This window comes from Bradyrhizobium sp. MOS001 (assembly GCF_004634465.1).
Classification (GTDB): Bacteria; Pseudomonadota; Alphaproteobacteria; order Rhizobiales; family Xanthobacteraceae; genus Bradyrhizobium; species Bradyrhizobium barranii.
In genome coordinates this window covers 211,801-225,171 of the sequence record NZ_SPVJ01000007.1, presented here as the reverse complement: position 1 = coordinate 225,171, position 13,371 = coordinate 211,801, and the positions used below count along the sequence as shown (strand labels likewise).

General features: G+C 64.9%; 15 protein-coding genes. 9 read left to right on the top strand and 6 right to left on the bottom strand.

Annotation, left to right across the window (positions count from 1 at the left end):
- Window positions 1-100: 100 nt before the first annotated feature.
- Both ubiA and CT676_RS13675 read right to left on the bottom strand, forming a co-directional pair.
- Window positions 101-1,033, bottom strand: coding sequence for a 4-hydroxybenzoate octaprenyltransferase (ubiA, locus tag CT676_RS13680; RefSeq protein WP_063985616.1), 933 nt, complete (start codon window positions 1,031-1,033; stop codon window positions 101-103).
- Window positions 1,030-1,689: a hypothetical protein gene (locus tag CT676_RS13675; RefSeq protein WP_085403370.1), complete on the bottom strand. Its 660-nt coding sequence runs from the start codon at window positions 1,687-1,689 to the stop codon at window positions 1,030-1,032. The genes ubiA and CT676_RS13675 overlap by 4 nt, the downstream gene beginning before the upstream one ends.
- Before the next feature lie 211 nt (window positions 1,690-1,900).
- Here CT676_RS13675 and CT676_RS13670 point away from each other — a divergent pair, with 211 nt between their 5' ends.
- Window positions 1,901-2,665 carry a 16S rRNA (uracil(1498)-N(3))-methyltransferase gene (locus CT676_RS13670; protein ID WP_085403371.1) on the top strand — a complete coding sequence of 255 codons (765 nt, stop codon included), beginning with the start codon at window positions 1,901-1,903 and terminating at the stop codon, window positions 2,663-2,665.
- 51 nt (window positions 2,666-2,716) lie between these two features.
- On the opposite strand, the gene CT676_RS13665 is transcribed toward CT676_RS13670, so the two are convergent.
- Window positions 2,717-3,727, bottom strand: a complete 1,011-nt coding sequence (locus tag CT676_RS13665) for a helix-turn-helix domain-containing protein (protein WP_135214808.1) — start codon at window positions 3,725-3,727, stop codon at window positions 2,717-2,719.
- Window positions 3,728-3,737: 10 nt separating this feature from the next.
- The gene (locus tag CT676_RS13660; RefSeq protein ID WP_063985619.1) at window positions 3,738-4,244 is read right to left on the bottom strand and encodes a hypothetical protein; all 507 of its coding nucleotides are present in this window, start codon (window positions 4,242-4,244) and stop codon (window positions 3,738-3,740) included.
- A gap of 200 nt (window positions 4,245-4,444) precedes the next feature.
- Here CT676_RS13660 and CT676_RS13655 point away from each other — a divergent pair, with 200 nt between their 5' ends.
- The 6 genes from CT676_RS13655 (at window position 4,445) to CT676_RS13630 (ending at window position 9,951) form a co-directional block, all read left to right on the top strand.
- Entirely contained in the window at window positions 4,445-4,663 is a 219-nt protein-coding gene (locus CT676_RS13655; protein WP_225048619.1) for a hypothetical protein, read from the top strand.
- Window positions 4,664-4,858: 195 nt separating this feature from the next.
- Window positions 4,859-6,010: an ATP phosphoribosyltransferase regulatory subunit gene (locus CT676_RS13650; protein ID WP_028157923.1), complete on the top strand. Its 1,152-nt coding sequence runs from the start codon at window positions 4,859-4,861 to the stop codon at window positions 6,008-6,010.
- Window positions 6,011-6,013: 3 nt separating this feature from the next.
- Window positions 6,014-6,991 (top strand): ATP phosphoribosyltransferase, encoded by a 978-nt coding sequence (hisG, locus tag CT676_RS13645; protein WP_028153072.1) that lies wholly within the window; start codon window positions 6,014-6,016, stop codon window positions 6,989-6,991.
- Window positions 6,992-7,076: 85 nt separating this feature from the next.
- A complete protein-coding gene (locus CT676_RS13640; RefSeq protein WP_063985621.1) occupies window positions 7,077-8,123 on the top strand; it encodes a glycosyltransferase family 2 protein in 1,047 nt (348 codons plus the stop codon).
- A complete protein-coding gene (locus tag CT676_RS13635; protein ID WP_085403374.1) occupies window positions 8,120-8,965 on the top strand; it encodes a ChbG/HpnK family deacetylase in 846 nt (281 codons plus the stop codon). The genes CT676_RS13640 and CT676_RS13635 overlap by 4 nt, the downstream gene beginning before the upstream one ends.
- Before the next feature lie 125 nt (window positions 8,966-9,090).
- Window positions 9,091-9,951: a DUF2076 domain-containing protein gene (locus tag CT676_RS13630; protein ID WP_135214807.1), complete on the top strand. Its 861-nt coding sequence runs from the start codon at window positions 9,091-9,093 to the stop codon at window positions 9,949-9,951.
- Between the two features lie 73 nt (window positions 9,952-10,024).
- Here the strand turns inward: CT676_RS13630 and CT676_RS13625 are convergent, their stop codons facing one another.
- A complete protein-coding gene (locus tag CT676_RS13625; protein ID WP_085403376.1) occupies window positions 10,025-10,840 on the bottom strand; it encodes a L,D-transpeptidase in 816 nt (271 codons plus the stop codon).
- 314 nt (window positions 10,841-11,154) lie between these two features.
- Between CT676_RS13625 and CT676_RS13620 the strand changes: the two genes are divergently transcribed.
- Window positions 11,155-11,934, top strand: coding sequence for a protein phosphatase CheZ (locus tag CT676_RS13620; RefSeq protein ID WP_028157918.1), 780 nt, complete (start codon window positions 11,155-11,157; stop codon window positions 11,932-11,934).
- A 208-nt stretch (window positions 11,935-12,142) separates the two neighbouring features.
- Here CT676_RS13620 and CT676_RS13615 read toward each other — a convergent pair whose 3' ends face one another.
- Window positions 12,143-12,664: a hypothetical protein gene (locus CT676_RS13615; protein ID WP_063985626.1), complete on the bottom strand. Its 522-nt coding sequence runs from the start codon at window positions 12,662-12,664 to the stop codon at window positions 12,143-12,145.
- Between the two features lie 329 nt (window positions 12,665-12,993).
- On the opposite strand from CT676_RS13615, the gene CT676_RS13610 reads away from it, so the two are divergent.
- Window positions 12,994-13,290 (top strand): co-chaperone GroES, encoded by a 297-nt coding sequence (locus CT676_RS13610; RefSeq protein ID WP_014491914.1) that lies wholly within the window; start codon window positions 12,994-12,996, stop codon window positions 13,288-13,290.
- The last annotated feature ends 81 nt before the right edge of the window (window positions 13,291-13,371 follow it).

The window sequence follows — 13,371 nt, the reverse complement described above, 5'->3', positions numbered from 1 at the left end:
TGCCGTAGGGTGGGCAAAGCGAAAGCGTGCCCACCTTTTTTATCTCAATCCCGGGAAGATGGCGGGCACGGCGCAAGAGCGCCTTTGTCCACCCTACGGGCTACGCCGCCCGCATCACCGCGTCGACCAGCAATCCCGCAAACAGCAGGAAGCCCGCATACTTGTTCGAGAAGAACAGGCGCTTGCAGAGCAAGGGGTCGCTGATATCCAGCCGCACGATCTGCGAGGCCAGATGCACGGCGAACGCCGCAAGCCCGAGCCAGGCCGGCCAGCGCGCATCGCCTGAGGCCAGCGCGACGCCGATCAGCATCACCGCAAGCCCGTAGAACAGGATCAGCGCCTGGTGCGTGTGCGCGCCGAACAGCCGCGCGGTGGACTTGATGCCGATCAGCGCGTCGTCCTCGGCGTCCTGGTGCGCATAGATCGTGTCATAGCCGATCACCCACGAAATCGATCCCGCATAGAGCACCAGCGCGGTCAATTCGATGCGACCAAAGGTGACGGCAAATCCCATCAGCGCGCCCCAGGAGAAGGCGAGGCCGAGCACGATCTGCGGCCACCAGGTGATGCGCTTCATGAAGGGATAGATCGCGACGATCAAAAGCGAGGCAATGCCGGTTAGGACCGCGAAGCGGTTGAATTGCAGCAGCACCACGAGACCGGTCAGTGCCTGCGCGACCATGAAGGCCAGCGCCTGCTTCGTGGTCACCTGGCCCGACGGCAGCGGCCGCGAGCGGGTGCGCTCGACCTTGTCGTCGAGATCGCGGTCGGTGATGTCGTTCCAGGTGCAGCCTGCTCCGCGCATGACGAAGGCGCCGATGAAGAACAGCACGATGGTGAGCGGCAGGCCGCGGACATCATGCGCCATGCCCGCCGCGAGCGCCGCCGACCACCAGCACGGCATCAACAGGAGCCAGGAGCCGATCGGACGATCGAAGCGCGACAGGCGCAAATAAGGCCGCGCCCATTGCGGCGCGAGCGTATCGACCCAGTTGCCGGTGGAATCGGCAACGCGGGCGGATGTGTCACTCATCGGGTGAGGACGTTGCCGTTGAGCGTGTCGAAGGTGCTGCCACCCTTCTTGCCGGCATTGGCCTCAGGCGCCGAGCCAGAACCCAACACCTCGCTCAGCGACGGACCGGCCGGACCGCGCGGCTGGTTCTGCATCTGCTGCGCGACGTTGCAGACCTTCGTCGCCATGGCCTCGGTGTTCTTGTGGCCGTCCTTCATCTGCGCGCTGACCTGCGCCGGAATCCCGCACTTCGAGGCGTTGGCCTCGATGTACTTGATCATCTTGGTCTCAGCCTGGCTGAAATTGCGGATCAGCTTGCAGGCTTCTTCCGGCGCGGCGTGACGATCACTCGCGGCCTTGATCAGCTTGCCGCGCTTCTCGGCTTCCTCGCGCAGCGGCATGAAGGTTTTCATGCAGTCCTCGCCGGGACCGCCTTGCGTCGGCGGGGCGGCGCTGAAGGCACCTGCGCCACCGACGGGCGCGGCGCCGTTGACGGGAAACGATCCTTGGGGCGCTGCACCGACCGAAGCGCTCGGCGCCGAGCCGTTCACGGGCGGAAACGCGGAACTGGTTGGGGCTTGGCCAGGCAGCGGCGCAGGGAAGCCCTGCGCGTGGGCACCCGCGGCGCCCAAGGTGACCATGGCGGCAGTGATCGGAACCATCAAATGACGGATCATCAAGGCAGTCTCTCCGGCAGGAGCTTACGGGGCTTGGCGTCTTCCCAATTGAAGCGCAACCAGCGTGCTCGCGATTTTACGATTCCCGCCGGCCCTTAACAACCCGTCGAATAGGGCAAGAGCGCGGCGCGCCGACGCACCGATTCGGCAATATTTACCCCCGAAATGGCGGCTTTCGGTTAATAACGGCGGCAAATTGGACCTTTGAACGATGCCCTCCCACGATTTTCGCGCCCCCCGCCTGTTTGTCGATGTCCCCCTTGCCCAGGACGCCAGGGTTCCGCTCGACCGCGACCAGAGCAATTATCTCGGCAATGTGCTGCGGCTGGCCGCCGGGGCCGAGGTTTTGGCGTTCAATGGCCGCGACGGCGAGTGGCAGGCCGCGATCGAAGGCCGCAAGCGGCCGGACGGCCTCGTCATCCTCCAGCAGGCCCGGCCGCAGGACCGGCTCGCCGACCTCACCTACGTCTTTGCCCCGCTCAAGCATGCCCGGCTGGACTACATGGTCCAGAAGGCCGTCGAAATGGGCGCTGCCACGCTTCAGCCGGTCCTGACCCGCTTCACCCAGGCCTCGCGGGTCAACACCGAGCGGATGCGCGCCAATGTCGTCGAGGCCGCCGAGCAATGCGGCATCCTCAGCATCGCCACGGTCGCCGAGCCGGTGCCGCTGGACCGGTATCTCAGTCAGCGCCCTGCCGACCGGCTGCTCATCTTCTGCGATGAGGCGGCGGAGGTCCAAAACCCCATTCAGAGCCTGCAAGACGCGCGCGAAGCCGGACATGACCAAGGCAGAATTGGCATCGACGCGCTGATCGGCCCCGAAGGCGGCTTTGCCGAAGAAGAGCGCGCCCTGCTGCTGCGGCAGCCGAAAATCCTGCGGCTGGCGCTGGGACCCCGGATCATGCGGGCCGACACGGCCGCGGTGGCGGCGCTGGCGCTGGTGCAGGCAGTGCTGGGCGATTGGGACGGCACCTAACCAAGCGAACCTAACGTCGATTCGCGCGCGGCGGCTCTACAGGTTCGCGCTTCAGATGACCTCTCGCTTCGACCGATGCAGGGTCTCGGACGGCAGCTCTCCGAAAGCCGCCCTGTAGCTCGCTGCGAACTCGCTCAGATGCCAGAAGCCATGGCCGATTGCGCAGGCCTTCACACTGCGACGAGCCGGGCCGGTGCGCAGCTGCTTTCGTACCGACCAGAGGCGCAAGACCCGGCTGTAGCGATGAGGGCTCATGCCGCAGATGGCCTGCGTCGCACTCTGGAGGGTCCGAACGGACACGCCCACCCGCTCTGCCAGTTCGGTCGTTTTGTGCCAGATCGCGAGATCGTGGCGGATCAATCGTTCCATCTCTGCGACGATCCGCTGATAGCTGTCCGTCGTGGAGTGCATGGGCCCGCGCTTCACGTTGGACCGAATGGCAGCATCCATTGCGGCGAACAGGGATTGTTCGACCGCCGTTCGCGACGTCGGCTCGTTCAGGAAGTCTGGATCATGTGCCGCGGTTTCAAGCGTCGTGGAAATCGAGCCATGCAGGGAGGCAAGTACTTCCGATGCCGGACTCAGCAAATGATAGCCGTCATCCAGCTGAGACCAGGGCTCGCGCTCGGGCGGGCTGAAATAGGCGACAGCCCACAAACGCCCCGCCGGCTCATAGACCAGGCAATCGGATCTCCCCTTGAGAACGAGTATGGAGCTGCCAATTGATTGCCCGTTGATGCGGGTGGAGGTCACATGGTCCATCGGCACCGCCACCGCGATGGCGTGCGCCAGATCATAACCGCGGATGATCCGCGGGAAGGTCTTCACCAGAGACAGCGTCAGGACCGGCAGGCTGAGCTGGGCACGCTTGATTGCAGTCGCCCCGGCCGACAGCGGCATGCTGGATGCGCCGACATATCTCTCACTCTCTCCGAAATGATCGATGTCGTACGATCGGAGCTCGAGAGCCGCGGATGGCTTGAGACCCTGGAACGACAGCAAGCCGTCTAATGCTGTTCTTTGCGTTCCATCGCGAGCAGTATCGAGAAGGCTTTGATCCATATCCTGCCGCTTACTTCGCCTTCCTTGTCGATGCAGCGCCCTTGGGGGCACGCAGATCATCCGGCCCGTTGATGCCGGCGCGCTTGAGATCGCGAAGCAGTTTTGTGAGCAGCAGCATATTAGTCTTCTGCAGTTCGTGATTGTTTCCAAACCTGAATGCGTTCTGCTCGGTCACGATGAGCCCGGCCTTGGTTTCGGCGAGAATCTTTCGTCTCTTAAGTCCCGTCACGCGACGGCGAACCGTCTCGAGCGGCAGGCTGAGGAAGCGAGAGAGCGCCGCGCGGGACACCCCTTGCTTGATCGCATCCGGCTCGACCGCGTGAATGCTGGAGAATCTCTCGTCCAGCGACGGATCGTTCATCACATTGATGACGTTCGCGTTGAGAATCGCATGAACGATCAGTAGGTCCAGCGGATCGAATTCGTCGTAGTGCCGGAACAGCTCGCTGATCGAAAACAGCATATAGGCCAGCGTGTGCCGCGAGACCGTCCGGATAGCGTCTGATGCATTGCGCATGAATCGAAACCAACATTCACATTGTAAGCGAAGGCAGCAGCGAACGGGTCATCCGCCATACCCAATATGAGTATGCGACGACTTGCCTGTCCTCCTCAATTTCTCAATGTGACGTTGAGCTTGCGGTTGCTGCATTGAGTCGCATGCGCGGACAAAAATCAGCGACGGGCAATGAGGCTGTCGCGCAGGACGACATGGCCATGGACGACGATGTTGCATCGGACAGGCGGCGACGCGAGGAGCTCGGGCTCATCAAGGCATTTCTCGGCATAAGGGACCCGAGCAGGAGGCAGAGAATTCTCGAGCTTGCCGAGGAGCTCGCAGATCACGCCGCGTCCGAAACCGCAGGGCTTGCCTTCGCCTCGACCGATGCATCGCTTGGCGATGCGCCCAGAGATCTCCCTGGCCAGACTGAGTGAAAACCAAGCCCTTCCCGCCCTAGGTATTAAAATACCCAAAATACCTTCTGACAGATCGCTGCGTCCCGCCTCCAAAGCCGTTAAGCGATTGATCCTTTGGAGGTCGAAACCGCTTTCGCGCCATGCTAAGGCCTGCGCCAATTCGCCTCCCTTCTTTCGCCCTGCCCGGTTCCACCGGGACGATGGACCCCTGTTATGACCGCGACTGCCACCTCAAATGCTGCCGGCTCCGCCGCCTGGGCGGATACGCTGCTCTTGTCGTTCGCGCAGGCCGGCTATGTCAGGGCCGAGCCCGCGATTCTGCAACCGGCCGAGCCGTTCCTGGACCTCTCCGGCGAGGACATCCGCAAGAGCCTGTACCTGACGACGGACCTGTCCGGCGAGGAGCTTTGCCTGCGCCCGGACCTGACCATTCCCGTCGCCCGCGACTACCTCACCTCGAGCCGCGCCGGCCAGCCGGCCGGGTTCAGCTATCTCGGCCCGGTGTTCCGCTACCGCAGCGGCCAGGCCAGCGAGTTTCTTCAGGCCGGCATCGAATCGTTCGGCCGCCAGGACCGCGCTGCGGCCGATGCCGAGATGCTGGCGCTGGCGCTGGAAGCGACCGCGGCCTTCGGTGTCCGCGATGTCGAGATTCGCACCGGCGACGTGGCGCTGTTCAACGCCCTGCTCGATGCGCTCGACCTCTATCCGGTGTGGCGCCGCCGCCTGGTCAAGGATTTCAACCGCAAGATCAGCCTGGAAAAAGATCTGGAGAAGCTGGCGGCCGCGACCACCGCGACCCGCAGCGAATATGAGGGTGTGCTGGCCGCGCTCGCCGGCTCCGACCGCAAGGCTGCGCTCGCCTTCGTCACCGATCTGATGTCGATCGCCGGCACCACCAATGTCGGGGGCCGCACCACGGCCGAGATCGCCGACCGTTTCCTGGAGCAGTCGACGCTGAAGGGCGGCGCGCTGCCGCGCGAGGCGATCGCCGTGCTCAAGCGCTTCCTGTCGATCGCGGGCAATCCCGACGATGCCGTCGCCGAACTCCGCGCGCTCACCACGGACGCGAAGCTCGACCTCAGCGCTGCCGTCGACCAGTTCGAAAGCCGGGTCGGCTTCATGGCCGCGCGCGGCATCGACGTGAAGCAGACGCGCTTTTCGACCGCGTTCGGACGCGGCCTCGACTATTACACCGGCTTCGAATTCGAGCTGCATCACAGGGGCAACGGCGCCGAGCCGCTGGTGGCCGGCGGCCGCTATGACGGGCTGATGACCCAGCTCGGATCGGCCGAGCCGATCCCCGCGGTCGGCTTCTCGGTCTGGGTCGACGCGCTGACCCGGATCGGCCGCAAGGTGGGAGCTTAAGTCATGAGCGCGCCATTCGTCCTAGCCGTTCCCTCCAAGGGCCGCCTGCAGGAAAACACCGAGGCGTTCTTCGCCCGCGCCGGGCTCAAGCTGTCGAAGGCCGGCGGTGCGCGCGACTATCGCGGCACGCTCGCAGGCCTCGACAATGTCGAGGTCGCCTATCTCTCGGCGAGCGAGATTGCTTCGCAACTGTCGCGCGGCTTTGCGCATCTCGGCGTCACCGGCGAAGACCTGGTGCGCGAGAACATCGCGGATGCCGACAAGCGCGTGTCCCTGATCGACGGGCTCGGCTTCGGCTATGCCGACGTCGTCGTCGCGGTGCCGCAGGCGTGGATCGACGTCCGCACCATGGCCGACCTCGACGACGTCACCACCGGCTTCCGCGAGCAGCATCACATGCGGATGCGGGTCGCGACCAAGTTCATCAACCTCACCCGCACCTTCTTCCAGAGCCACGGCATCACCGACTACCGCATCGTCGAAAGCGCGGGCGCGACCGAAGGCGCGCCCGCGGCCGGCAGCGCCGAGCTGATCGTCGACATCACCACGACCGGTGCGACGCTCGCCGCCAACGGCTTGCGGGTGCTCGACGACGGCGTGATCCTGCGCAGCCAGGCCAATCTGGTCGCCTCTAGGGATGCCGACTGGTCGCCGCAGGCGCGGGAGACCGCGCGCGTCATCCTCGATCACATCGCAGCAAGGGCGCGGGCCAACAAATACCGCGAGGTCCGCACCCGCTTCCAGCAATGCGACGCCGCCCTGCTCGGCGAAGCCCACGAGCGCTTCGGCGTCGAGGCCCCGTTCGGAGGGCCGACCTCGTCGGGCATGCTGACGCTGCACTGTCCGCCGGGTCAGCTCTATGCGCTGGCGAGCTTCCTGCGCGAGCATGGCGCCGAGACCGTCTCGGTGGTTTCGCTCGACTATGTGTTCGACCGGGAGAACCCGCTGTTCGCCAAGCTCGAGGCATTCCTGCGGCAGTGAGCCTCAGGTCCGTTCAGCGTAGCGACAGCAAACGGCAGCTACCATATGCTGTTGAGAACCATGGACGCCTCTGGAACCTTGATCAATGACGCTGGGCTCTGACGTTTCCGGCATGACGACCACCGCGGCCAGTGCCGCCGCGAAGGGGTTGTCGATTGTCGTCCCCGTCTACAACGAGGCGGCGGGCCTCGCCGCCCTGCACCAGCGCATCTGCGATCTCGCCAAGACCTTGCAGCAGCGCTATCGCTTGCGTTGCGAAGTCGTCTATGTCGACGACGGCAGCGCGGACGCGACGCTCTCGATCGCCCGGTCGCTGCCGGCCGACGCGGTCGACGTTCAGGTGGTGTCGCTGTCGCGCAATTTCGGCAAGGAAGCCGCGCTGATGGCCGGCCTCGACCATGCCCGGCTCGGCGCCGTGATGTTCATGGACGGCGACGGCCAGCATCCGCCGGCCCTGGTCGAGCAGCTGGTGCGGCACTGGATCGAGGACGGCTATGACGTCGTCTATACCGCCAAGGCGCATCGCGACAACGAGCCCTTCCTGCGCCGCGTCGCCGTGCGCGGGTTCTATTCGCTGATCAATTGGGGCGCGCGCCAAAAGATTCCTGAAGACGCCGGCGACTTCCGCCTGCTGTCGCCGCGCGCGGTCGCAGCGCTCAGGCAGCTGCCGGAGCGTAACCGCTTCTTCAAAGGCCTCGCGAGCTGGATCGGCTTCCGCCAAATCCGCGTCGATTACGAGCCCGCGCCGCGCACCCATGGTGTGACGACCTTCAGCGCCGCGCGCCTGCTCGGTCTTTCGATCGAAGGGGTGACCTCGTTCTCGGTGGCACCGCTGCGCTTCGCCAGCCTGCTCGGCGTCATCCTCGCCGGCGGCGCCTTCCTGTTCGGCCTCTCGATCCTCTGGGAAGTCTGGACCACGGGCAAGCAGGTGCCCGGCTATCCCTCGCTCGTGATCGGCCTGATGACCATCGGCGGCGTGCAGCTCATCATGATCGGCATCGTCGGCGAATATATCGGCAAGATCCTGTCCGAGCTGAAGGCGCGCCCGATCTACTTCGTCGCCGAGCACAGCGAAAAGCATTTCGAGACCGGGAAGGCCGACGACGCCTCGAAGAGGACGGCCGCCGAATGAGCGCGGCCGCGGGCCTGCGGCGGATCTGGCTCTGCGCCGACGATTACGGCATCAGCCCGGGCGTCAATCGCGCCATCCGCGACCTGATCGAACGCGGCCGTCTCAATGCCACCTCGGTGATGATGGTGGGACCGGCGATCGAGCGCGGCGAGATCGAGGCGCTCCAGACGGCGGCGAAAGCGAGCCCGCGCTGCGCGATCGGCTTGCACGTGACCTTGTCGGCGCCGTTCCGGCCGCTCACCATGCATTTCCGACCGCTGGACGGCGACATGTTCATGCCGTTCCCGAAACTGCTGCGCGCCGGCCTTGCACGCCGGCTCGACCGCGAATTCTTTCGCAATGAGGTCAGGGCGCAGCTGGCGGCGTTCGCGGAAGCGTTCGGGCGCGCGCCTGACTTCGTCGACGGCCATCAGCATGTGCAGCTCTATCCGCAGGTGCGCGACGGCTTTGTCGATGCGGTCAGCGAAGCCGCGCCGAAAGCCTGGGTCCGCCAGGGCGGGCGCGACCTGCCGCTCGTGCAGCGGCTGGCCTCACCAAAAGCCATGGTGCTCGATATCCTGAGCGCGCAATTCCGCCGCCGCGCCGCCAGCGCCGGCCTCAGCTTCAATCCCGGCTTTGCCGGCGCCTATGATTTTGCGCGCGAGGCCGATTTCGGCGCGCTGATGCGGCAGTTTCTGGAAGGCCTCCCCGATGGCGGCCTCGTGATGTGCCACCCCGGCTTCGTCGACGATGTCCTCACCGGCCTCGATCCGATGACCGACGTCCGCGAACGCGAGCATGCTTATCTTTCAGGCGATGGGTTTGCGCGCCTGCTGGCCGACAGCGGCGTCACGCTGGGGTGAAACCGGCGGAAAGCAAGCCGCTGGGCAGCTTGTCGCATACCGAAATTTAATCCGGCCGGCACTGTTGGGGCCACAATGGAACCCTACATCTGCCTCGCGCTTGGTTTGAGCGAGGGAGACTGATCATGACGCCGCAGGAACGCCAGCTCGTCGACGAGCTTTTCGACCGGCTTTCGAAACTGGAAAATGCACCGCGGGATCCCGACGCGATCGCCGCGATCTCCGACGGGCTGCGCAAGGCCCCCGGCGCGGTCTACGCACTGGTGCAGACCACGCTATTGCAGGACGAAGCGCTGAAGCGTGCTCATGACCGCATCCAGGAGCTGGAAGCGGCCCATGCGCCCGAGCAGGCGCAGTCCGGCGGCTTCCTCGATACCATGCGCGACTCGCTGTTCGGCGGAGGCCCCTCGCGCGGCTCGGTTCCGAACGTGCCGCCGCGTGACGCGCGGCCGGTCTGGAACACCGGTCAGGCGATGCCGCAGGCACAGCCCGGTTACGGCGCGCCGCCTCCTTATGGACAGGCCTACGGCCAAGGTCCAGGTCAAGCTCCGGGTCAGGGCTATGGCGCTCCGCCGATGGGCGGTGGCGGCGGCTCGTTCCTCGGCACGGCGGCGGCGGCCGCGGCCGGCGTCGTCGGCGGTTCGCTGCTGCTCTCCAGCATCCGCGGCATGATGGGCGGATCGCACCAGCAGGCCTTCGGCGACACCAACGCGCTCGGCGACCGCAGCGCTGGTGGAAGTCCCTGGGGCGGCAGCGACCAGTCCGGCGGCTCGCTCTCGCGCGATGCCGGTCTCAACGACATTGGCTCCAACCGCGACCGCGACGACGGTTCCCGCCAGGGCCTCACCGACCAGGCGTCGAACGACCGGGACAACAACAACGATCAGAACTACGACGACAACGACCACGACAACGGCAATATGGACATAGCCGACGACGACAGCGATTTCGGCGGCGGAGACGATGGCGGCAGCGACTACGCGTGAGGCTGCCCGATCAGCGCGACAAACAAAAACGGCCGCCCGGGAGGCGGCCGTTTTCATGTCGAGCGTCAGACGCTCACATCACCACGACCTTGGTGCCGACATTGACGCGGCCGTAGAGGTCGATGACGTCCTCGTTACGCATGCGGATGCAGCCTGAGGAGACGTTGGTGCCGATGGTCCAGGGCTCGTTGGAGCCGTGGATACGATAGAGCGTCGAGCCCAGATACATCGCGCGCGCGCCGAGCGGATTTTCCGGGCCGCCTTCCATGTGCCGCGGCAGGTCGGGCCGGCGCGCGATCATTTCCGCCGGCGGCGTCCAGTCCGGCCATTCGCGCTTGGCCGTGATCGACTTCACGCCGGACCAGGTGAAGCCGGGACGGCCGACGCCGATTCCGTAGCGCATCGCCCGGCCGTTGCCCTCGACCAGATAGAGGAACTTGTTCGGCGTATCGACCACGATGGTGCCGGCAGTTTCCTTGCCGCTATAGTCGACGGATTGCTTCTCGAATCTCGGATCGAACGGACGCTGGCGCGGATCGACCGCCTCCTGCTGGAGACCTGCGCCTTGCTGATATCCACCCTGCATCTGCGGCTCGCCCATCGGTGGCAGGCGGCGCTGGTCGTAATAGCCGGGCTGCTGCTGATAGACCGGCTGTTGCGGCGCGTAGGCCGGGCCGCGGCCGGGACCGTCACCGAACAGGAACTCGATGAAGCCGCCGCCCATATTCGCATTGGAGGCGACACGCACCGGCGCCGGCTGCACCTGCGGCTGGTAGAGCACCGCGGGCGGATCGTTCGGCACACTATTGTCGAAGGCGCTGGCGCTGTTCGCGCCGGCAATGAAGGTGCAAGCGCTGCCGAGCAGCGCGACAGACATTTTCTTGAACATCGACGTACTCTGTACTGTTTCGTCTAGATCCCATGCGTCGTGCAGAGCCGATGGCTGACCGGCGACCGCGACGTGGTCAATAAAGAGCAAAAGCCGTTTTGTTTGGTAAACGTATCAGCCGTTTCGATTCACCACGTCGCGAGCGAGGGTGCAATTTGGCGATCAGCGTTTATTTTCGATGAACGCCGCAGGCCCATGGTTAATCGCTTCCTTTCGCGCCGTCGCGTGCGGCCGCGCAACAGTTCCCGCTGTGAACCTCGTGTTAAATTGCTTCTGTCTACAAAGACGCGTGAGTGAGGTGGGGGGAGTTCCTGATGGCTATTCACCGCAAACGTTTTCGTGTCGAGGAGGCTATTGTCGGCGAGATGCCCAGCCCCGAAATGATTGAGGAGGCTGCGCCGATGCATAACGAGATCATGGCGGAGCTGCGTGCGATCCGCGCACAGATGGCGAAGGGCACCGTGCCCTTGTCCGGCAGCGCGGCCATGGCGGCGATCGACGCCTCCACCGCCCACGAGCTCTCTGAAGCTCGTACCATGCTCGATACCTACCGGGCGCAGATCGAGCAGTGCGAGAAGCTGAAGGTCGAGCTCGACCTCATCCACGACGCCATCGATCGCACCAAGCGCGAGATCGCGACGCTGCACGGCAAGAGCTTCGACGGCGGCGAAATGGCCAAGGTCAATGGCGAGCTCGGCGCGGTCGTCGGCGGCACCGAGCAGGCGACCCAGCAGATCCTCGAAGCCGCCGAATCGATCGACCAGGCGGCCAGCGCGATGTCCAAGGTGCAATCGGCCGATCAGCAGAAGCGGCTCGCCGACGACATCCAGGAACGCGTCATCTCGATCTTCGAAGCCTGCAACTTCCAGGACCTGACCGGCCAGCGCATCAGCAAGGTCATGACCACGATGAAGTTCATCGAGCAGCACATCAATGCGATGATGGAGATCTGGGGCGGCGTCGACGCGATCAAGGCCCATGTGCCCGCGCCGGCCGACACCCGCAGCGAGGACGAAAAGCTCCTCAACGGCCCCAAGCTCGCCGGCGACGTCGGCCACGCCTCGCAGGACGACATCGACGCGCTGTTCGACTGATCGGGCGCGGCATTACGGAAAAACAAAACGCCGGCGAGAGCCGGCGTTTTTTGTTTTTGGAGCATCCCCTCCACTGTCATCGCCCGGCTTGATGTTCAGCCCGGGACATGACCGGGCGATCCAGTATTCCAGAAACTGCGAGGCTAGAACCGAAAAGCCGCGGCGTACTGGATGCCCCGCCTTCGCGGGGCATGACGAAGTAGAGAGACTACGCCCTTGGCGCGCAGCGGACGTAGACCATGTTGCCGTAGCGGGTGGCGGCGTCCTTGTCGATGAAGCGGGTGATCAGGACGCGGCCGTCGAAGGAGACGATCTCGCGGTCCTGCTCGCCGGGGGTGGGCCCCGCCGGGCCGATGTAGTTCTTGCCGCTGGGCGAGCCCTTCAGCCGCAGCTCCTGCGGCGTCGCCTGGTCGGCGAGATGCATGATCACGCCGCCGGAGGAACCGGCGGTGATCACGTAGGGATTCTTGCACTGCGCCCGGGCCGCGGCCTCGGTGCGGGCACGGTCGGCCGGGTTCTGGAACGAGGCGAGACCCCAGCGGCCGACGATCTCGTCGGCGCGGATGCTCGCCGGCATTTCCGGGCCGGTGCCGGGCTCGGCCTCGGGCGGCGGCGAAGACGACGAGAACGACGGCAGGCTCATACCGCCGCCACAGGCGCCAAGCAGCAGCGCCAGGCAGGAGGCGGCCGCCAGATTGGCAACCGTGCGTGCGTGAGCTGACCTGATCATGACATTCCCCCGAGCAAACCGTCCCCCAAATGAGACCCCGACCGCATCCCTCCTGCAGCCAAGCGCAAAACCGCTGTCGGAGCAATGACGTCCTTTATACGCCAGCGCGACCAATATGTTTCTATAGACACGATCCTATATCCGCCTCACCAATCGCTTAACCACCCTTGCTTGACAGGATCGCGGCCAAGCCATATTTCCGGGCGCACTATTAGCACTCGGAAAGCCCGATTGCTAAGCGCGCCGTTCGATCCTCGGCAAGAGGGTGGACGGACGCCGCCCCTACCCACTTCCATTCCTTCCGAAGCGAGCCTCCAAAGGGAAACGTCATGGCTAAATCCAAATTTCGTCCGCTGCATGACCGTGTCGTGGTCAAACGTATCGACGCCGAGGAAAAGACCAAGGGCGGCATCATCATTCCGGACACCGCCAAGGAAAAGCCGTCCCAGGGCGAGGTCGTCGCCGTCGGCCCCGGCGGCCGCGACGAGGCCGGCAAGCTGATCCCGATCGACCTCAAGGTCGGCGACCGCGTGCTGTTCGGCAAGTGGTCGGGCACCGAGGTCAAGATCGACAACGAAGAGCTCCTGATCATGAAGGAGTCGGACATCATGGGCGTCATGGCCTAAAGCCGCCAGCCTGAACAGCCGCTGAATGTCATGCCCGGATCGCGCGATCCGGGCATTCGGTCATTCCGCAAGCGGCAGACA